Origin of the sequence: Streptomyces sp. NPDC091280 (genome assembly GCF_044768565.1) — a bacterium.
Taxonomy (GTDB): Bacteria; Actinomycetota; Actinomycetes; order Streptomycetales; family Streptomycetaceae; genus Streptomyces.
Map to the genome: position 1 here is coordinate 555,500 of NZ_JBIVUZ010000007.1, position 19,505 is coordinate 575,004.

General features: G+C 72.3%; 19 protein-coding genes. 11 read left to right on the top strand and 8 right to left on the bottom strand.

Translation table 11 applies throughout. From position 1 onward, the window contains the following. Positions 1–145 precede the first annotated feature (145 nt). A complete protein-coding gene (locus ACIQPR_RS23725) occupies positions 146–868 on the bottom strand; it encodes a response regulator transcription factor (RefSeq protein ID WP_403651448.1) in 723 nt (240 codons plus the stop codon). A 250-nt stretch (positions 869–1,118) separates the two neighbouring features. After that, entirely contained in the window at positions 1,119–1,301 is a 183-nt protein-coding gene (locus ACIQPR_RS23730; protein WP_403651450.1) for a hypothetical protein, read from the bottom strand. A 202-nt stretch (positions 1,302–1,503) separates the two neighbouring features. Here ACIQPR_RS23730 and ACIQPR_RS23735 point away from each other — a divergent pair, with 202 nt between their 5' ends. The 8 genes from ACIQPR_RS23735 to hemC all read left to right on the top strand — a co-directional run bounded on the left by ACIQPR_RS23735 (position 1,504) and on the right by hemC (position 11,495). Next, positions 1,504–2,664, top strand: a complete 1,161-nt coding sequence (locus ACIQPR_RS23735; protein ID WP_403651451.1) for a histidine kinase — start codon at positions 1,504–1,506, stop codon at positions 2,662–2,664. 22 nt (positions 2,665–2,686) lie between these two features. After that, positions 2,687–3,331 carry a response regulator gene (locus ACIQPR_RS23740; RefSeq protein ID WP_403651453.1) on the top strand — a complete coding sequence of 215 codons (645 nt, stop codon included), beginning with the start codon at positions 2,687–2,689 and terminating at the stop codon, positions 3,329–3,331. Positions 3,332–3,485: 154 nt separating this feature from the next. Further along, positions 3,486–5,690, top strand: coding sequence for an MMPL family transporter (locus ACIQPR_RS23745; RefSeq protein WP_403651455.1), 2,205 nt, complete (start codon positions 3,486–3,488; stop codon positions 5,688–5,690). Positions 5,691–5,835: 145 nt separating this feature from the next. Beyond that, positions 5,836–7,047 carry a sensor histidine kinase gene (locus ACIQPR_RS23750; RefSeq protein ID WP_403651456.1) on the top strand — a complete coding sequence of 404 codons (1,212 nt, stop codon included), beginning with the start codon at positions 5,836–5,838 and terminating at the stop codon, positions 7,045–7,047. Beyond that, positions 7,044–7,733, top strand: coding sequence for a response regulator (locus ACIQPR_RS23755; protein WP_403651457.1), 690 nt, complete (start codon positions 7,044–7,046; stop codon positions 7,731–7,733). The genes ACIQPR_RS23750 and ACIQPR_RS23755 overlap by 4 nt, the downstream gene beginning before the upstream one ends. A 95-nt stretch (positions 7,734–7,828) precedes the next feature. Beyond that, on the top strand, positions 7,829–8,779 hold the full coding sequence (locus ACIQPR_RS23760) for an ATP-dependent DNA ligase (protein WP_403651500.1): 951 nt from the start codon (positions 7,829–7,831) through the stop codon (positions 8,777–8,779). Between the two features lie 140 nt (positions 8,780–8,919). Continuing rightward, positions 8,920–10,488, top strand: coding sequence for an MGH1-like glycoside hydrolase domain-containing protein (locus ACIQPR_RS23765; RefSeq protein WP_403651459.1), 1,569 nt, complete (start codon positions 8,920–8,922; stop codon positions 10,486–10,488). Positions 10,489–10,559: 71 nt separating this feature from the next. Beyond that, positions 10,560–11,495, top strand: coding sequence for a hydroxymethylbilane synthase (hemC, locus tag ACIQPR_RS23770; RefSeq protein WP_403651461.1), 936 nt, complete (start codon positions 10,560–10,562; stop codon positions 11,493–11,495). A gap of 25 nt (positions 11,496–11,520) precedes the next feature. Here the strand turns inward: hemC and ACIQPR_RS23775 are convergent, their stop codons facing one another. The 4 genes from ACIQPR_RS23775 to ACIQPR_RS23790 all read right to left on the bottom strand — a co-directional run bounded on the left by ACIQPR_RS23775 (position 11,521) and on the right by ACIQPR_RS23790 (position 14,358). Further along, positions 11,521–12,036, bottom strand: coding sequence for a hypothetical protein (locus ACIQPR_RS23775; RefSeq protein ID WP_403651462.1), 516 nt, complete (start codon positions 12,034–12,036; stop codon positions 11,521–11,523). Positions 12,037–12,225: 189 nt separating this feature from the next. Next, positions 12,226–13,086: an ABC transporter permease gene (locus ACIQPR_RS23780; protein ID WP_403651464.1), complete on the bottom strand. Its 861-nt coding sequence runs from the start codon at positions 13,084–13,086 to the stop codon at positions 12,226–12,228. After that, positions 13,046–13,906 (bottom strand): ABC transporter ATP-binding protein, encoded by an 861-nt coding sequence (locus ACIQPR_RS23785; protein ID WP_403651465.1) that lies wholly within the window; start codon positions 13,904–13,906, stop codon positions 13,046–13,048. The genes ACIQPR_RS23780 and ACIQPR_RS23785 overlap by 41 nt, the downstream gene beginning before the upstream one ends. After that, positions 13,903–14,358, bottom strand: coding sequence for a MarR family winged helix-turn-helix transcriptional regulator (locus ACIQPR_RS23790; RefSeq protein ID WP_403651467.1), 456 nt, complete (start codon positions 14,356–14,358; stop codon positions 13,903–13,905). Before ACIQPR_RS23790 ends, ACIQPR_RS23785 begins: the two co-directional genes overlap by 4 nt. Before the next feature lie 102 nt (positions 14,359–14,460). Here ACIQPR_RS23790 and ACIQPR_RS23795 point away from each other — a divergent pair, with 102 nt between their 5' ends. Then, a complete protein-coding gene (locus ACIQPR_RS23795; RefSeq protein WP_403651469.1) occupies positions 14,461–15,264 on the top strand; it encodes a VOC family protein in 804 nt (267 codons plus the stop codon). A gap of 3 nt (positions 15,265–15,267) precedes the next feature. On the opposite strand, the gene glgX is transcribed toward ACIQPR_RS23795, so the two are convergent. Together glgX and ACIQPR_RS23805 are read right to left on the bottom strand one after the other, a co-directional pair. Further along, positions 15,268–17,403 carry a glycogen debranching protein GlgX gene (glgX, locus tag ACIQPR_RS23800; protein WP_403651471.1) on the bottom strand — a complete coding sequence of 712 codons (2,136 nt, stop codon included), beginning with the start codon at positions 17,401–17,403 and terminating at the stop codon, positions 15,268–15,270. Beyond that, positions 17,400–17,903, bottom strand: coding sequence for a pep a2 (locus ACIQPR_RS23805; RefSeq protein ID WP_403651473.1), 504 nt, complete (start codon positions 17,901–17,903; stop codon positions 17,400–17,402). The genes glgX and ACIQPR_RS23805 overlap by 4 nt, the downstream gene beginning before the upstream one ends. 298 nt (positions 17,904–18,201) lie before the next feature. On the opposite strand from ACIQPR_RS23805, the gene ACIQPR_RS23810 reads away from it, so the two are divergent. Both ACIQPR_RS23810 and ACIQPR_RS23815 read left to right on the top strand, forming a co-directional pair. Next, a complete protein-coding gene (locus ACIQPR_RS23810) occupies positions 18,202–18,546 on the top strand; it encodes a DUF5133 domain-containing protein (protein ID WP_403651475.1) in 345 nt (114 codons plus the stop codon). A gap of 71 nt (positions 18,547–18,617) precedes the next feature. Next, a partial coding sequence (locus tag ACIQPR_RS23815; protein WP_403651477.1) for a maltotransferase domain-containing protein occupies positions 18,618–19,505 on the top strand: 888 nt, incomplete at its 3' end.

Genomic DNA, 19,505 nt, shown 5'->3' on the forward strand with positions numbered 1-19,505 from the left:
CCGTGATCTGGAGGATCGGTCCCGGCCGCCGGCTGAGCCGGGCCGGGGGGAGCGGGTGCGCGTCGAAGTCGTCGTGGCGGCCCGCGCGCCGCTGGTCCTCACCGCGCGGCGCCGCGCCGCCCCGGCCCGCGCGCCGCCTCGCGCCTCACTCCCCCGCCGCTCTCCCCAGCCAGTAGCCGAAGCCCCGGCGGGTGTGGATCAGGGCCGTGCCCTCCTGGTCCACCTTGCGTCTGAGCCGGGAGATCAGTTGCTCCATCGCGTTGTCGCCGCGGCAGTCGCCCCAGACGTAGCGGCTGATCTGTTCCTTGGACAGCACCTTGTGCGCGTTGACCAGGAAGTGGCGCAGCAGCCGGAACTCCGCCGGGGTGAGATCGAGCGTGCGCCGTCCGCGGCGCGCCTGGCAGGTGGTGTCGTCCAGGACCAGGTCGGCGTAGTGCAGCGCGCCGTCCCGGTCGCCACCGGCCTGGGCGCGCAGCAACACCTGGACGCGGGCGAGGACTTCGGCGATCCGGAACGGCTTGGCGATGTAGTCCCGCTGCCCCGCGCCGAGTTCGGGCAGCAGCGCCTCCAGGGGTTCCCAGGCGGTGAGGAGCAGGACGGGCGGGCGGTGCGCGGCGAGGCCGCCGTCCTGTCCGAGCGCGTGCAGGTCCGGCAACTCCGCGTCGATGACGACCAGTTCGAACCGGTGCTCCGCCAACCGCGACACGACCTCGGCGCCGCTGCCGGCCGTCCCGATCCGGTAGCCGGCCAACTCCAGTGTCGTGGTGAGAAGTTCGGCGTTGTGCGGCTCGTCCACGGCGACGAGCAGGTGTTGTCCGCCGCCGCGGGCGAGGGGTCGTGCCTCACTGATGCTGCCGTACGTGGACATGCGTTCAGCCTACCGCTCCACTTGCCTGACTCAAGCAATATCCATTCGATTGCTTGACTCAAGTAAGTCCCATATGCTTGCCTAACTCAAGGAAGCCCTCGCTCACCAGAGCCGGGGCCGTCTTGAGCGGAAGACGGCCCCCGCGCCGAACCCGTGGGGACGGGGGTCGGCGCCGTCCCGGACCCGGCCGCCGGCCACTCCCCCAGATCGGCGCCGGGTCCGTGGACACACCCCTCACGCGAGGAGGTCGTCAGGCGGTCTTCCGGCGGGTGCGGAACAGGCTGACGCCCGCCCCGAGCGAGACCGCCCCCATGCCGACACCCGTCAGTACGGCCTGCGGCCCGTCGGCCACGAAGGGCGCGGCCACGGCGACGACCAGATTGAACAGGAACAGGAACCACAGCACGGGTCTCGACGCGAGCAGCGGCTTCATGAATGGTTTCCTCCGGATCGAGCAGACTTGGACCTTGGTTGACGTGGTGCTTCAACGATTGCGTCGTCCGCCCGACGACACGAGGGAGCGATCTCCCGGACCCCCGGTGGAGCGGTCTCCCGAACCCGTGGTGGAGCGGGCTGCACCCCCGCCGGCCGTACGGCTCCCCCGCGCCCGGGCCGTTGCGCCTAACCTGATCTCCATGCGCGCAACCCTGCGGCAGGCGGGCCGGGCGACCCTCCAGCTGGTCTTCTCCGCCGCGATGGCCTTCGGGTCGTACATCTTCATCACCGTGCTCCTGATCACCGCGATCCTCACGGTCACGGTGGTCGGCGCGTTCATGCTGCCGGAGACCGTGCTGCTGATCCGGCGGATCGCCGGGGCCAAGCGGCAGCAGGCGGGCGCCTGGACGGGACGGAAGATCCCGGAGGCGTACCAGCCGCTGGACGGCACCGTCCGCGAGCGGCTGCGCACGGCGGTCCGCGACCCCGGCACACTGACCGACTTCCGCTGGATGGTCGCGTATTACGGCTACGGCGCCCTGCCCGTCCTGATGCTGCCGCTGTGGCCGCTGGGGCTCGTCGTCGACGGGGTGTGGTGCGGGCTGCTGCGCCGCGAGGCCCTCGTCCTGCCGTTGATCAGCCGGCTCGCGGACCTGGACGCCGAGTGGTCGACCGCTCTGCTGAAGCCCTCGCCCAAGGCGCAACTGGCCGTACGGGTCGAGGAGTTGGTGCAGACCCGGGCGGGCGCCATCGCCGCGCACGGGGCCGAACTGCGCCGGATCGAGCGGGACCTGCACGACGGGACGCAGGCCCGGCTGGTGTCGCTGTCGATGCGGATCGGGCTCGCCAAGCGGGCCTACGACCAGGACCCGGCGGCGGCCCGCCGGATGCTCGACGAGGCGCAGACGCTGGCCGAGGAGGCGCTGACGGATCTGCGGCACGTCGTCCGCGCGATCCATCCGCCGATCCTCACCGACCGCGGCCTGGTCGGCGCGGTGCGCGCGCTCGCCGCCAGCAGCGCGCTCGGTGTCGGTGTGACCGTGGACGGACTGACCGACGGACACGACGGGCCGCGCGCCCCGGCGGCGGTGGAGGCGGCGGCGTACTTCGTGATCGCCGAGTCGCTGACCAACGCGGCCAAGTACAGCGGCGCCGACCGCGCCGAGGTCCACCTCGCCCGCGCCCGCACCGGACTGCGCGTCCGGGTGCGCGACGAGGGCCGGGGCGGAGCCGACGAGGCGGGTGGATCGGGGCTGCTCGGCATGCGCCGCCGGGTCGCCGCGCTCGACGGCGATGTGACTGTGACCAGCCCCGTGGGGGGACCTACCGTGATCGAAGTGGAGCTGCCGTGCGTCTGGTGAGTGTGCTGGAGGCGGGACTGTCATGAGGGTCGTGATCGCCGAGGACAACGCCCTGCTCAGGGAGGGCCTGGTCCTCCTGCTGACGTCGGCCGGGCACGAGGTGGTGGCCGTCGCGGGCAGCGGGCCCGAGGTACTGCCCGCGCTGCTCGAACACCGGCCGGACGTGGCCGTGCTGGACGTGCGGATGCCGCCCGGTTTCCGCGACGAGGGCCTGCGGGCCGCGCTGGAGGCACGGGAGAAGATCCCGGGGCTGCCGGTGCTGGTGCTCTCGCAGTACGTCGAGGAGTCGTACGCCGCCGAGCTGCTGGGTGTCGGGGCGAGCGGGGTCGGCTATCTCCTCAAGGACCGGATCGGCCGCGTGGACGAGTTCCTCGACGCGCTGGACCGGGTGGCGGCCGGCGGTACGGCCCTCGACCCCGAGGTGGTGACCGAGCTGCTGACCAGGCGCCGCAATTCACCGCTGGACTCGCTGACCCCGCGCGAGCGCGAGGTGCTGAAGCTGATGGCGGAGGGCCACGACAACACGACCATCGCGGGCACCCTGGTCGTCACCGAGCGCGCGGTCAGCAAGCACATCGGCAATGTGTTCCTGAAGCTCAGCCTGCCGCCGAGCGACAGCGGGCACCGCCGGGTGCTGGCCGTGCTGGCGTACCTCCAGAACGTGTGACGCGCGCGGCCGGTCGTGCCCTGGGATGACCCGGCCGGCCGCGCGTACTGCGTTCTCAGTAGCCACGAGTGTCGGCAGCCGCACGACGACGGGACGGGGGTCCGGCCGGGAGTGTGGGACGGTCCCCGAGATCAGATGTGGAGCATTCCGTCCCGTGGCTACTTTTCTCCATCGACTGGGCCGGCTCGCCTTCCGGCGGCGCTGGTGGGTCACCGTCTTCTGGGTGGCCGTGCTGGCCGCCGTGGGCTTCGCCGCCGTGCGGGCCCCCGAGGCCCCCGACGAGGGGTCGTCCATGCCGGGAATCGAGTCGCAGAAGGCGTTCGACCTGCTGGGGCAGCGCTTCCCGGGCTCGGCCGCCGACGGTGCGAACGCGCGGATCGTGTTCGTCGCCCCGCACGGCGGGAAGATCACCGCGAGCGCGAACCGCGCGGTCGTCGAGAAGCTGGTGGCCGAGGCCGCCGACGGCTCCCAGGTCGCCTCCGCCGTCGACCCGTTCACGGCGAAGGCGGTGAGCGCCGACGCGACGACCGCGTACGCGACCGTCACCTTCAAGGTGAAGGCGCACGACCTCACCGACACCGCCAAGTCCCATCTCCAGAAGGCGATCGACCACGCCCGCGCGTCGGGCCTGACGGTCGAGGTCGGCGGCACCGCGCTCGCCACCCAGCCCTCGGCGGGCGGCAGCGCCGAGGCGATCGGTATCGCCATCGCCGCGCTGGTGCTCCTGATCACCTTCGGTTCGCTGGCGGCGGCCGGACTGCCGCTGCTGACCGCCGTCATCGGCGTGGGCATCGGCATGTCCTCGATCCTGGCCCTGGCCAAGGCGCTGAACCTGTCCTCCACCACCGGCACGCTGGCCACCATGCTGGGCCTCGCGGTCGGCATCGACTACGCCATGTTCGTCGTCTCCCGCTACCGCGAGGAGCGCGCCAAGGGGCACCCGCCCCAGGAAGCGGCGGGACTCGCGGCCGGTACGGCGGGTTCGGCGGTCGTGTTCGCCGGGCTCACCGTCGTGATCGCGCTCGCCGGTCTGTCGGTGGTCGGCATCCCGACGCTCACCAAGATGGGGCTGGCCGCCGCCGGCGCGGTCGTCGTCTCCGTGCTGATCGCGCTGACCCTGGTCCCGGCGCTGCTCGGGTTCTGGCCGAACGCCGTGCTGTCCCGCTCCGCCCGCGTGAAGGGGCGGTTCGAGGAGAACGGCGAGAACAACGGCGGCAGCCGCTGGGCGCGGTTCGTGCTGCGCCGTCCGGTCACCGTGCTGCTGCTCGGCGTGGTGGGCCTCGGCGCGCTCGCGCTCCCGGTGGCGGACCTCCAACTGGGCATGCCCGGCGACGAGGTGAAGTCCACGTCCACCACCGAACGCCGAGCCTACGACGACCTCGCGAAGGGCTTCGGGCCCGGTTTCAACGGGCCGTTGACCGTGGTGGTCGACGCGAAGTCGGCCACCGGCACCAAGGCCGCCGTGACGACGATCTCGCGGCGCATCGCGGCGACCGAGGGCGTGGTCTCGGTCTCCCCGGCCCGCTTCGACACGGCGGGCGACACCGCCGTCTTCTCGGCCGTCCCGTCCACCGGCCCCAGCGACGAGAAGACCAAGGACCTCGTCCACACGATCCGCGCCGAACGTCCGGCGATCGAGTCCGCGACCGGCACGACGTTCCTGGTCACGGGCACGACCGCGGTCAACATCGACGTGGCCCAGAAGGTGCAGGACGCGCTCATCCCCTACCTCGCGGTGGTGGTCGGTCTGGCCGTCGTACTGCTGCTCCTGGTCTTCCGCTCGGTCCTCGTCCCCCTGAAGGCGGCCCTCGGCTTCCTGCTGTCGGTGCTCGCCTCGCTCGGTTCGGTCGTCGCGGTCTTCCAATGGGGCCACGGCGCGAGCCTGTTGGGCGTGGAGCAGACCGGCCCGATCATGAGCATGATGCCGATCTTCCTGGTGGGCATCGTCTTCGGACTCGCCATGGACTACGAGGTGTTCCTCGTCGCCCGGATGCGGGAGGCCTACGTCCACGGAGACCCGCCCGCGCAGGCCATCGCGACCGGGTTCCGCTACAGCGCCCGGGTGGTCGTCGCCGCCGCGCTGATCATGATGGCGGTGTTCTCGGGCTTCATCGGGGCCGGCGAGTCGATGATCAAGATGATCGGCTTCGGGCTCGCGGCGGCCGTGCTGCTCGACGCCTTCGTCGTCCGGATGGCGATCGTGCCCGCCGTACTGGCGCTGCTGGGCCGGGCCGCCTGGTGGCTGCCGAAGTGGCTGGACCGGCTGCTGCCGAACATCGACGTCGAGGGCGAGGCACTCACCCGGAGGGAGCCCGCGGCCCCCGCCGTACCCGAACCGATACCGATCACCCGTGCCTGAACCCGCCCTCCCCACGAGGGGCCGCCCGCGGCGCGTGACGCGGGCGGCCCCGGCGCCTGTCCCCGGACCCCACCTGCGGGACCCGGTCCGACATCCGGACCGGACATCACCCACCATGGTCCCAGGAGACCCACCGGAGACATCGATGCACGACAACTGGCAGCGCTACGCGGACGAGCACATCCGCACCGTCGACACCATGTCGGCGGTGCTGCTGTTCGCCATGTTCCTCTTCGGCAGCGAACTGAACGTGCCGCGCGGTCCCGGTCCCGACACGGTGGCCCCGACCATCGCGCTCGCCGCCGTCTCCTGCGCGGCCCTGTTCTGGCAGCGCACCCGCCCCCGCTCGGTCGTCGCCGTCACCGCGGTCGCCGCCGCCGGGGCCGCCGCCCAGGGCTGCCTCCTGACCCCGCTGCTGCTGGGGCCGTTGATGCTGGCCCTGTACCGGCTGGCCGTCCTCACCCGCCGCCGGACGGCCCGCCGCTACTTCTTCGCGTCGGTCGTGCTGCTGGTGACCACGGCGACGGTGGTGGACACGGTGCACCACCCCTGGCCGTTCAAGACGGTCGGCCCGGCCGCCTGGCTGCTGCTGCCCGTGGTCGCCGGGAACGCGGTCCGGCTGCGGAACGCCTACCTGGAGGCGGTGCAGGCGCGCGCCGAGTACGCCGAGCGCAGCCGGGAGGAGGAGGCCCGGCACCGGGTGGCCGAGGAACGGATGCGCATCGCACGGGAGTTGCACGATGTCGTCGCCCACCATCTGGCCCTGGCCCATGCCCAGGCCGGCACCGCCGCCCACCTGGCGCGCACCCACCCCGACCACGCCCAGCGGATCCTGACCGAGCTGGCCAGTACGACCTCCTCCGCGCTGCGCGAGATGAAGGGCACGGTGGGGCTGCTGCGCCGGGCCGACGATCCCGCCACCCCGCTGGCCCCGAGCCCGGGGCTGGCCCAACTCGCCGAACTGACCGGCTCGTTCGCCGGCGCCGGGCTCACCGTCACCGTCACCACGGTCGGCGAGCGGCGCCCGCTGTCGGCCGGGGTGGACCTGACGGCGTACCGGATCGTGCAGGAGGCGCTCACCAATGTCAGCAAGCACGCCACGACCGGGGCGGCGCAGGTGCGCCTGCGCTACTCCCACGACCGGCTGATCCTCACCGTGTCCGACGACGGCCCGGGGGCGACGGCCGTCTCCGCGACCGCCCCGGGCGAGGGTTTCGGACTGATCGGGATGCGGGAGCGCGCCCGGTCGGTCGGCGGTGCCCTGCGGGCCGGGCACCGGGTCGAGGGCGGCTTCGAAGTGACCACCGAACTGCCGCTGTACCCCAGCGCCCCGGAACCGGGAGAAAGAACCCCATGACCATCCGCGTGCTGCTCGCCGACGACCAGGCCCTGCTGCGGGCCACCTTCCGGATCCTGATCGACACCTGCGAGGACATGGAGGTGGTCGGCGAAGCGGCCGACGGCGCCGAGGCGATCACGCTGGCCGCCGAACACCGCCCCGACCTCGTCCTGATGGACATCCGCATGCCCGGCACGGACGGACTGACCGCCACCACCGCCATCTGTGCCGACCCGGCGCTGTCCGACACCCGCGTGCTCATCCTCACCACCTTCGAGGTCGACGAGTACGTGGCACAGGCGCTGCGGGCGGGCGCGAGCGGTTTCCTCGGCAAGGACGTCACCGCCGAGGCACTGCTCTCCGGCATCCGCACGGTCGCCGCCGGCGAGTCCCTGCTCTCCCCGCTCGCCACCCGCACCCTGATCACCCGTTTCCTGGCCGCGCCCACGCCGAGCGCCCGCCTCGCGACGCCCGACCGGCTCGACGTCCTCACCGCCCGGGAACGCGAGATCATGGCGATGGCGGCCGAGGGCCACTCGAACGACGAGATCGCCGAGCGGCTGTACGTCAGCCCGCTCACCGTCCGCACCCATGTGCACCGCGCCATGACGAAGCTGGACGCCCGCGACCGGGCCCAACTCGTCGTGATGGCCTACCAGTCGGGGCTGGTGCAGGCGCCGCCGCCGACCGGCCCCGGCCGCTGACACGGCGCCCGTTCAGGCGAACCACCCGCCGAAAAGGCGTGCCGCCCGTGCTCGCCGTCGACACCTGTGGCGTGCCCCTCCCCCGCATCGCCCCCATGCTCGCCACGCCCGGCGCCCTCCCGCCCGCCGGGCAGGACGCCCGCTGGGCCTACGAGACCAAGCAGGACGGCCAGCGCGTCCTGGTGTACCTCCCCGGCGACGGCACCGTCCTGCTGCGCGCCCGCTCCGGCGCGGACATCACCGCCGCCTATCCCGAACTCCTGCCCCTGGGGCGAGAGTTGGGCGGCAGGCGGGCAATCCTGGACGGTGAGGTGCTGGCCCTGGACGAACTGGGGCGCGCCGACTTCCAGTTGCTCCAGAACCGCATGGGCCTGGCCGCCTCGCCCGCGCTCGCGGCGCACCGGGCCGCCAACACCCCTGTCCATCTCGTGCTGTTCGACGTCCCCCATCTCGACCGGCCGCTCCTCGCGCTCCCCTACACCGACCGCCGCGCCGAGCTGGAGCGGCTGGACCTGCGCGGCCCGGACTGGTCGACTCCCGCCGCTCTCACCGGGCATGGCGCCGAAGCGCTGCGGGCCACGGCGGAACACGGGCTGGAGGGGCTGGTCTGCAAGCGGCTGGACTCGGTGTACGAGCCGGGGGTGCGTTCCCGGGCCTGGATCAAGATCCGCAATCTGCGCGCCGAGGACGTACTGATCGGCGGTTGGGTGCCGGGCAAAGGGCGGTTGTCGGGGCTGCCGGGCGCGGTGCTGGTGGGGCAGCGCGTGGCCGGGCGGCTGCGGTACGTCGGCAATGTGGGCACGGGCTGGAGCGAGGCCGAACGCGCGGAACTCGCCGCGCTGTTGGGGGCCGCCGGTACCGACAGCTGCCCCTTCGATCCGGTGCCGGCGGTGGCCGGGGCGCGCTGGGTGGTGCCCCGGCTGGTCGGCGAGGTCCGCTACAGCACCCGTACCCGGGCCGGGATGCTGCGCCAGCCGTCCTGGCTGCGACTGCGCCCCGACCTGGCGCCGGAGGAGTCGGCCGCCGATCTGCCGGACGACGCGTGAGGACGCGTGCACGCAAACGAGGGCGAATGAAATTTCGTGGATCACGTATGCGACGGCGCCTGACGGTACCGTCCGCGGGGCACCATCGTTCTCAGGGCTCCCGGGACCGTCTCACCCCCGGGAGGCCGAGAGGACGGAACGTGGCAGCTGAACGCAGGGTCTCGCGGCGGGCTCTCCTGATCGCGCTGGGCATCGCCGGAGCGACGGCCATCCCCGCGGGTGCGCAGGGCCCGGACCCCGGGAACGGATACACCATGCCCACCCTCGCCTTCGACGACCCGGCCACGCAGCGCCGGCTCGGCGCCCTGTACTCGTCCGCGCTCCGGTCCGTGTCCGGCGCCAACACCATCGGGGCCGACCGCTCGGTCTACGACGGGTCGGGCCTGCTCAGCTATCCGCCCGGCACGGTCGTCCGGGCGGGCGGCGGCTATCCCGCGCCCCAGCGCTGGACCCGGGACGCGGCCGTGAACGCGTGGAGCGGGGTCAGCCTGCTGGCGCCCGAGATCGCCCGCAACACCCTGTGGTCCGTGGTCGACCGCACCCGGGACGGGCTCGTCGTCCAGCAGGACAACCAGTGGTGGGACCAGATCGTGTGGGTGATCGCCGCCCACCACCACTACCTGGTCACCGGCGACCGCGACTTCCTCACCCGGGCGCACGACACCTCGGCGCGCACCCTCGCGGCCCGCCGCGCCCAGCACCTCAACCCGGCGTTCGGCCTCTTCGAGGGCCCGGGCTTCATGAACGACGGCATCTCCGGCTACCCGAGCCCGCCCGCCTCGACCGCCGTCCACTCGTCGTTCGTCCTGGACCACCCGCACACCGACACACTGATGTGCCTGTCGACCAACTGCCTCTACTACGGCGCCCATCTCGCCCTCGCCGCCATGTCCGAGGCCCTCGGCCGCCCCGTACAGGCCGCCTCGCTGCGCTCGGACGCGGCGCGGCTGCGCACGGCGATCGACCGCCACCTGTGGCGCGCGGACGCCGGCACCTACGGCTACCTCGTCCACGGCGAGGGCCCCCTGTCGGGACACCTCGACCCCTCCCAGGAGGGCGCCGGGCTGGCCCTCGCCGTCCTCCTCGGCGTCGCCGACACCGAACGCGCCGGCCGGATCCTCGACGCCACGCACTGGCAGCCGTACGGGATCGTCAACGTCTGGCCGCACTTCCCGCGCTTCGACGACCGGCACCCGGGACGGCACAACGTGATGGTGTGGCCGATGGTCCACGGGCTGTACGGACAGGCGGCGGCCGACGCGGGCCGCACCGGGCCGTTCGCCCGCGCCGTCGACACCCTCGCCGCCCTGATCGCGACGAGCGGAGGCTTCTACGAGCTGTACGACTCCGTGACCGGTGCCGTGGACGGCGGCTGGCAGGGCGGCGCGAGTGGGCGTGCCGACCACTTCGTGTCGCAGCCGGACCAGACCTGGTCGGCGACGGCGTATCTGCGGCTGGTCCACGAGGGACTGTTCGGACTGACGTTCGCCGAGGACGCGCTGCGGCTGCGCCCGTGTCTGCCCCCGGCCTGGGGCGGGGTGAGTCTGCGCGGGCTGAGATACCGGGGCACGACCCTGGACGTGACGTTGAGCGGTGGCGGGAGCCGGGTGCGGTCGTGCACGGTCGACGGGCGGCCGGGGGAACCGGTCGTGGCCGCGGACGGGACGGGTCACCGCACGCTGCGTGTGGTCCTCACCGACACGGTGTGACGCGTACGTCACAGTCGTCCGCTGTCGGGGTCCGGTCCACGCAGGGGTGCCGGACGGTCTATCGTGTCCGCATGTCCGTGCCCGAACTGATCCGAATCGTCTCCCGCGACTCGCCCATGGCGCTGGCCCAAGTGGAGCGTGTCCGCGCCGAGTTGGCCGTCCTTCATCCGCAGGTGCGCACCGAGGTGGTGCCGGTGAAGACGACCGGCGACAAGTGGATGGGCGACCTGTCCGCCGTCGAGGGCAAGGGGGCGTTCACCAAGGAGGTGGACGCCGCGCTGCTCGCGGGGGAGGCGGATCTCGCGGTGCACTGCATGAAGGACGTGCCCGCCGACCGGCCGCTGCCCGCCGGGACGACGTTCGCCGCGTTCCTGAAGCGGGACGACATCCGCGACGCGCTGGTCCACCCGGGCGGGCTGACGCTCGACGAGCTGCCCGCCGGTACCCGGGTCGGCACCTCCTCGGTCCGCCGGGTCGCGCAGCTCGCGGCCACGCACCCGGAGCTGGAGTGCGTGCCCTTCCGCGGCAACGTGAACCGGCGGCTGGAGAAGCTCGCGGCCGGCGAGGCGGACGCGCTGCTGGTCGCGATGTCGGGCCTGGAGCGCATCGACCGGCCGGACGTGGCCACCGAGGTGCTCTCCGCCGAGGCGATGATGCCGCCCATCGGCGCGGGCATTCTCGCGCTCCAGTGCCGTGAGGGCGACACCGACGTCATCGACACGATCAGCGGGCTCGGTCACCCCGCGACGCATCGCGAGGCGGCGGCGGAGCGGATGTTCCTGCATGTCCTCCAGGGGCACTGCAACAGCCCGATCGCCGGGTACGCCCAGGTCGACCGGAGCGGTGAACTGTCGCTGCGCGCCTGTGTGTTCACCCCGGACGGCAAGACCCGGCTGAACGCCCACGAATGGGCGGGCCGGCTGGACCCGGCGACGCTCGGCACCTCGGTGGCGGTGGCGCTGCTGCGGCAGGGCGCCCGCGAGATCATCGACGGCATCCCGCACTGACCGCGGGAGCCCGGCGCCTCGGGTCTCAGGGGGTGCCGGGTTCCGCCTGGTCGCGGAGGAAGTTGCTCACCTGGTGCGCCAGGCCGTCCCGTCCGGCACCGGCCGCGACGGCCTCCTCGCACAGCCCGATGCCGCCCGCCCACAGGCGCCGCTGCGTCCACTCCTCCTCGACCCGCAGCTGCACCTGGACGTCGACCTGGGTCAGGGACGCCTCCGGGCCCGCCGCGTACAGGACGGCGGTGGCGCGGCGCAGCGGATAGACGTCGAAGCCCTCGATGAACTGCGAGCTGCGCCAGTCGATGAAGGCGCTCTCGCCGTCCGGGCCGACCCTGATGTCGAGCTGCCCGTCCTCCAGGTGGACGCCCAGATGCCGGGCGCCCCGGTTCTCGACGGTGACACGGAGAGTGAAGTACGTCAGCCCTTCGGCGGCGTCGTCGCGTCCGCGCGGCGGCTCGGCAGCCGCCAGGCTGTGGACGCGGACCCGCAGACCGGCATGTTCGTCGTACTCGTGCCAGTCCCCGACCACGTTCGGCTCGTACACAGTGCACCCTCTCGACCTCAGAGAGCTGCTTCCTATCTGTGTGCTCAGCGCACTGTCAAATGAGCGGAATGCGCTGTGGCCAGCGTTTTCGTCCGCTTGATCACTGATCAAGCCGTGCGCAGGAAGAATCCGCTTTCCGGCCGTCGAACCGCGATCGGGGGCGTGCCGCACATCACGTCCCCGGCAAGATCAGCGGGCCAGGCGTCCGAGCAGGGAGGAAGCGGCGGCGATGCCGAGGGCGGCGGCCATCAGCAGGACGGCGAAGTCGGTCCCGACATGCGACGGGGTGCCCAGCAGCAGCCCGCGCAGGGCGTCCACTTCGTAGCTGAGCGGATTCACCTTGCTCACCGCCTGAAGCCAGCCGGGCATGATCGCCACGGGGTAGAGGGCGTTGGAGCCGAAGAACAGCGGCATGGTGATCGCCTGTCCGAAACCCATCAGCCGGTCCCTGCTGAGCACGATGCCGGCGATGGTCATCGAGAGACAGGAGAAGAAGGCCGAGCCGAGGATCACGATCGCGCCGACGCCGATCAGCTTCAGCGGGTTCCAGGTGAGCGCGACCCCGAGGAGCGCGGCGATGACGACCACGACGACGGCCTGGATCAGTGACTTCACTCCGGCCGCGAAGGCCTTGCCGGTGATCAGCGCCGAGCGCGGGGTGGGGGTGACGAGGAGCTTGTTGAGGATGCCGGCGTCGCGTTCCCAGATGATCTGGATGCCGTAGAAGATGGCGATGAACATCGCGGACTGGGCGATGATGCCCGGGGCGAGGTAGTCGATGTAGGGGATGCCGCCGGTGGGGATCGCCTTGATGCGGGTGAAGGTCTGGCCGAAGATCAGCAGCCACAGGGCCGGTTGGACGGCCCGGGTGTACAGCTCGGTGCGGTCGTGGCGGAGTTTCTGGAGTTCGACCGCGCACATGGCGACGACGCGGGCGGGCAGCAGGCGCCAGCCGGCCCGGGGGCGGGGTGGGGTGAGCAGCAGGTCCAGGTCGTACGCCGGGGTGCGGTCAGCCGACGCGGTTCGCGGTGCGGCGGGTGCTTCGGACATCGCGGAAACCTCCTGACTGGTCTTCGAGACCGCTGCCGGCGATGTCCCGGAAGACGTCCTCAAGGGTGGGCAGCGGATCGGTGGCGGGCGCTCCGGCGGCCCGGCGGCGCTCGCCGAGTCCCTCGCGGAGCTGGACCGGGGTGCCCAGGGCGCGGATGCGGCCGCGGTGCATCAGGCCGACGCGGTCGCAGTACTGGTCGGCCTCGTCCATGTAGTGGGTGGTGACCAGGACGGTCATGCCGGTGGCCTCGCGCACGGCGTTGATGTGCTCCCACACGCTGGTGCGGGCGATCGGGTCGAGGCCGATGGTGGGTTCGTCGAGGATGAGCAGGCGGGGCGCGCTGACCAGTGCCTGCGCGAGTTCGAGACGGCGGACCATGCCGCCGGAGTAGGTGTTGGCGAGCCGGTCGGCCGCGTCGGTGAGGTCGACGGCCCGCAGCGCCTGGGCGACGCGGGCGGGGCGCTCCTTGCGGGGGACGTCGAAGACGCGGGCGAAGAGCGCGACGTTCTCGCGGCCGGTGAGCCCGCTGTCGGCGGACAGCTGCTGCGGGACGTAGCCGAGCATGCGGCGCACGGACATCTGGTCCTTGGCCGTGTCGTGGCCGAAGACGTGGACCATGCCCGCCGGAACCGGCAGGAGGGTGGTGATGCAGCGGATGGCGGTGGTCTTCCCGGCGCCGTTGGGGCCGAGCAGTCCGAAGACCTCGCCCTCCCCCACGGACAGGTCGAGCCCGTCCACCGCGGTGGTCTCGCCGAAGGAGTAGGCGAGCCGGGTGCAGCTGACGGCCGCAGCCCGCTCGGTGGCGGTGTCCTGCGTCATGAGTCCTCGGCCTCCTCGTGCAGATTGACGGCCAGTCGGCGCAGCGCCGGGATCGCCGCGCGCAGCGCGTCCCGGTCGGCCGGGTCGAGACGGTCGACCTGCCCCCGTACGAGAGCCGCGCGCCGTGCGTGCCAGTCACCGAGGCGGTTCCTGGCGGCCTCGGTGAGCTGGAGACGGGCGGCGCGCCGGTCCGCGGGGTCCGTGCCGCGGATCAGGTAGCCGTCGCGGACGAGCTGGTTGACGAGGGTCGACACCGAGTTGCTCGCGAGGAACAGCTCCTTGGCCGCGTCCGAGATACCGATACCGGGCCGGGCCTCGACCAGGCGCAGCAGCTCCACCTCGGCGCCCCGCAGGCGCGGCAGGGTCATCTCGCTGCGCAGCCGTCTGCGGATCAGCCGCTGGACCCCGACGAGCGCGTCGGCCAGCTCTTCCGGGAAGTCGTCCGTCTCCACACCCCCGAGATTACCTCTTTAGCAGAGGTAACTAACCCAAAAGGATGGTCAAGACACCCGCTCGACAGGCACGGCCGCCCCTTCCGGCCGGACACTGGGGGCATGAGCCACGCCAGGAAGCCGCCCTCCGCGGAACCGGACTCCGTCTCCACCCGCTCCCTGTTCGGCGCCCCCTGCTGGGTGAGCCTGACCAGCCGCGACGTGGAGACCACCGAGGCGTTCTACGAGGCCGTGTTCGGCTGGAAGTGGCGCTCGGCCCGGCTCGGCGACCGCTTCCGGATCGCCACGGCGAACGATCTGCCGGTGGCCGGTCTGGCCGCGGTGGCGTCCATGTGGCAGGTTCCGGTGGCCTGGACGCCGTACTTCGCCGTGCCCGACGCGGACGTGACCGCCGCCCGGGTCCGCGAGCGCGGCGCCACGGTCGCCGTGGGTCCGCTCTCCTTCCCGCCAGGCCGCGCGGCCCTGCTCGCCGACCGGGACGGCGCGGCCTTCGGCATCTGGGAGGGGGACCTGATGGGCGGCTGGGAGACCTGGCGCCGCTCGGCCCCGGCCTTCGTCCGTCTGCACACCCGCGACGCCTTCGACGCGGCGATCTTCTACGGCGAGGTCCTGGACTGGGCGTCGGCGGACCCGGCGAGCTGCGAGGTCCGCTACGAGGGCGACGAGGTGGTGCTGCGCAGCGGCGGCGAGGTCGTGGCGCGGATCGGGTCGGGCGCGCTGGAGGCGGCTCCCGACCCGACCGTCCGCCCGCACTGGCAGGTCCACTTCGCGGTCGCGGACATCCGCTCGTGCGCCCGGGTCGTGGCGACGCACGGCGGGAGCGTCCTGCGGGAGACCGAGCACGAGGCGGTGCTGCGCGACCCGGACGGCGCCCGGTTCACGGTGACCTCGCGCGCGACCCCCTGACGCTCAGCGCCGGGCCGGCCGCGACAGCAGCACGAGACTCCGGGCCTCGACCGGCAGCTCCGTGTCCGCCTTGTGTTCCGTCTCGTCCGGGGTGCCCTGCGGCTCGGCGGTGTCGATGAGGGTCGTCCAGCGCTCGCCGTAGGTGTCGTCGGGGAGGCGGAAGTCGACGGGCTCCCAGTAGCTGTTGAGCAGGAGCAGGAAGGAGTCGTCGACGACGGGCCCGCCGTGCGGGTCGCGTTCGGCGATGGCGTCGCCGTTGAGGAAGACGCCCACCGAGTGCGCGTCGGAGCGCTGCCAGTCCCGGTCGGTCATCTCACGGGCGTCGGGCAGCAGCCACACCAGGTCGGGCAGCGGCTGTCCGGGGTGCACGGCGGTCTCGCCGCGGAAGAACCGGCGTCGGCGCAGCACGGGATGGGCGGCGCGCAGCCCGATCACGTACCGGGTGAACGCGGCGAGTTCACGCTGTTCGTCGGTCAACTCCCAGTCGATCCAGGAGACTTCGTTGTCCTGGCAGTAGGCGTTGTTGTTGCCGCGCTGGCTGCGGCCCAGTTCGTCGCCGTGCCCCAGCATCGGGATGCCCTGCGAAAGGAGCAGCGTGGCGAGGAAGTTGCGCTGCTGCCGGGCCCGCAGTTCCAGTACGGAGGGGTTGTCCGTCTCCCCCTCGGCGCCGCAGTTCCAGGACCGGTTGACGCTCTCGCCGTCCCGGTTCCCCTCCCCGTTGGCCTCGTTGTGCTTGTCGTTGTACGACACCAGGTCGCGCAGGGTGAATCCGTCGTGCGCGGTGACGAAGTTGACGCTGGCGCGCGGCCGTCGCCGGCTGTGCTGGTACAGGTCGGAGGAGCCGGTGAGCCGGGACGCGAACTCGCCGAGCGTGTGCTCGCCGCCGCGCCAGAAGTCCCGTACGGCGTCCCGGTACTTGCCGTTCCACTCCGACCACAGCGGCGGGAAGTTGCCCACCTGGTAGCCGCCCTCCCCCAGGTCCCACGGCTCGGCGATGAGCTTGACGCGGCTGATCACCGGGTCCTGCTGGATCAGGTCGAAGAACGCGGAGAGCCGGTCGACCTCGTGGAACTGCCGGGCCAGGGTGGCGGCGAGGTCGAAGCGGAAGCCGTCGACGCGCATCTCGGTGACCCAGTGGCGCAGCGAGTCCATGATGAGCTGAAGGACGTAGGGGTGCCGCATCAGCAGGCTGTTCCCGGTGCCCGTCGTGTCGTAGTAGTGGCCCCAGTCGCCGTCCACCAGACGGTAGTAGGAGGCGTTGTCGAGGCCACGGAAGGACAGGGTGGGGCCCTTCTCGTTGCCCTCGGCGGTGTGGTTGTAGACGACGTCGAGGATCACTTCGAGTCCGGCGGCGTGCAGCGCCTTCACCATGGACTTGAACTCGGTGACCTGTCCGCCGCGTTCGCGGTGCGCGGCGTAGGCGTTGTGGGGCGCGAAGAAGCCGATGGTGTTGTAGCCCCAGTAGTTGGACAGGCCGCGGTCCTGGAGCACCCCGTCCTGCGCGAACTGGTGCACCGGCATCAGTTCCACGGCGGTCACGCCCAGCGAGACGAGATGGTCGACGACGGCCGGGTGCGCGAGTCCCGCGTAGGTGCCCCGGAGTTCTTCCGGGACCTCCGGGTGGGTGCGGGTCAGCCCCTTCACATGGGCCTCGTAGATCACGGTGTCGGCGTACGGGCGGCGGGGCGGGCGGTCGTCGCCCCAGTCGAAGGCGGGGTCGGTGACCACGCCGAGCATGCCGTGTCCGGCGCTGTCGCCCGGCGCAGGTCCCGCCGAACGCTCGTACAGCGAGGGGTCGTTGTCGATCTGTCCGTCCACCGCGCGGGCGTACGGGTCGAGCAGCAGCTTCGCCGGGTTGCAGCGGTGTCCGGCGGCCGGGTCCCACGGGCCGTGCACCCGGTAGCCGTAGCGCTGCCCGGGGCCGACACCCGGCAGGTAGCAGTGCCACACGAAGCCGTCGGCCTCGGGCAGCCGGATGTCGCGGTGGCTGCCGTCGTCCTCGACCAGGACGAGGTCGACGCGCTCGGCGACCTCGCTGAACAGTGCGAAGTTGGTGCCCTTCCCGTCGTAGGAGGCACCCAATGGATGGGGGTGCCCGCTCCACACGGACACCCCTTTCCGGCGTGGGCTCGCGGTCACCGGGCGTCCTCCAGGACGTCGCGCGGCGGGCGGGCCGGCGGGGCGGCCGGTACGTCGCGGGGAAGTTTCAGCATCTCCCGCAGGCGCGGCGCCGGGGTCCGGGGGACGCGCGGGACGCGTTCGCCGCTGCGGGCGCGCTGCGAGAACCAGATGACCTTGCTTCCGCCGTCGGTGGCGCAGCAGCCCCAGCCGTCGCTCATCGCGGCGATCCGGCTGAGGCAGGTGCGCAGGTCCTGGTCGGGGCGCAGCTCGCGGTCGTTGTCGCCGATCGCGGTGATGAGGTGCTGGCCGTTCCACCAGAGCTCGATCGACGTGTACTTGTCCGTGGCGTGCTCGTCGATGGCCCGCAGCAGCAGCTCGGCGCCGCGGCAGACGGGGTCCACGAGCACGTCCAGGTCCCAGAGGCGGAGATGGGCGGCCAGGATGCGCCTGACCTGCCCGACCCGTTCCGGACTGACTTCCACGTCGAGGTGGTAGTAGCAGGGCACTGCGGTGTTCATCTTGGTTGGCTCCCTACCGGCGAAGCCCGCGCTTCTCCTCGCCCTGCGGGGCCGGGGCCCCGCACACGAAGCGTGAGCACTGATCGCTTCTGAGTCAGCTCCAGGGTGCGAGCGCTAGGCCATTCGTGCAACACGAGCGACGGGTGGGGTGGTTGAAGATCCAACAAGACGCTTGGTCATCACGTGTGCACCATGAGTGAAAGCCTCGACTGCCGTGCCGGAGCCATGCCGCTCCGCGCACGGCCGCCACCCGATGGTCGGGAAACGCGGTCCGCCGGGGCGGAAGGTGAACAGCGCCATGCTGCTACCCGCCAAGGCCGAAGCGGCCCGCCACCTGCGCCGCTACCGGGCGTGGGAACGCGTGATGCTCGCGTCGCCGGACGACCGGACGGTACGGGCCACCTTCGAGGACGCGGGCTACACCCTGTGCGTGCTGATGGGGAAGCGCTGCGCGCGCGAGGCGGCGGAGGCCGCGGAACGCTATCTGCGCAGCAGCGTGGGCTCGTACCTCCAGGAGCAGAACGGACGCCCCCGCACGACGGCCGGCGCACACCGCGGGCCACCCGTCACCGCCACGGTCACCGCGGTCGAGGTCGCCGCGGTCGCGGTCGCCGTCGACCGGCGTTCCCCGGCCGGAAGGTAGTCCCCCTTCCGGCGCAGCTTGGCCCCCACCGGGCGAACGGCCCGGCCACGAGCACGGCGGAGGTGAGACCCGTGAACACGACCCCGGCCCCGATCGGCCGCATTCCGGTACGTGACGTACGACCGGCCGTCGACAGCGGCGCGCGCCCGGCGAAGGCGGTGGTCGGCGAGACGTTCCAGGTCACGGCCACCGTGTTCCGCGAGGGCCACGACACGATCGGCGCGAACGTCGTTCTGTACGACCCCGAAGGCCGCCCCGGCCCGTGGACCCCGATGCGGGAGCTCGCCCCGGGCACCGACCGCTGGGGCGCCGAGGTCACTCCGGACGCGCCAGGCCGCTGGTCCTACGTCGTCGAGGCATGGGGCGACCCCGTCGCCACCTGGCGGCGGGCGGCCCGCATCAAGATCCCGGCCGGGATCGACATCGGCCTGATGCTGGAGGAGGGCGCGGAACTGCACGCGCGCGCCGTCACCGGGATGCCCGAGGGACCGGCACGGGCCGCGGTGCAGGCGGCCGCCCGGACGCTTCGCGACGACTCGCTGCCGGTGGGGACGCGGTTCGTGGCCGCGCTGACGCCGGACGTGGAAGAGGCGCTGGAACGTTGTCCGCTGCGGGAGTTGGTGACGGCCTCCGAGCCGCGTGCGCTGCTGGTGGAACGGGAGCGGGCGCTGTTCGGCTCGTGGTACGAGTTCTTCCCCCGCTCCGAGGGCACGGCGGCCGAGCCCCACGGGACCTTCCGCACGGCGGCGAAACGCCTCGCGGGCATCGCCGCGATGGGCTTCGACGTCGTCTACCTCCCCCCGATCCACCCGATCGGCACGACCTTCCGCAAGGGCCCCAACAACACCCTCTCCGCCGGGCCCGAGGACGTCGGTGTCCCGTGGGCGATCGGCTCGCCGGAGGGCGGGCACGACGCGATCCACCCCCGGCTGGGCACCCTGGAGGACTTCGACGCCTTC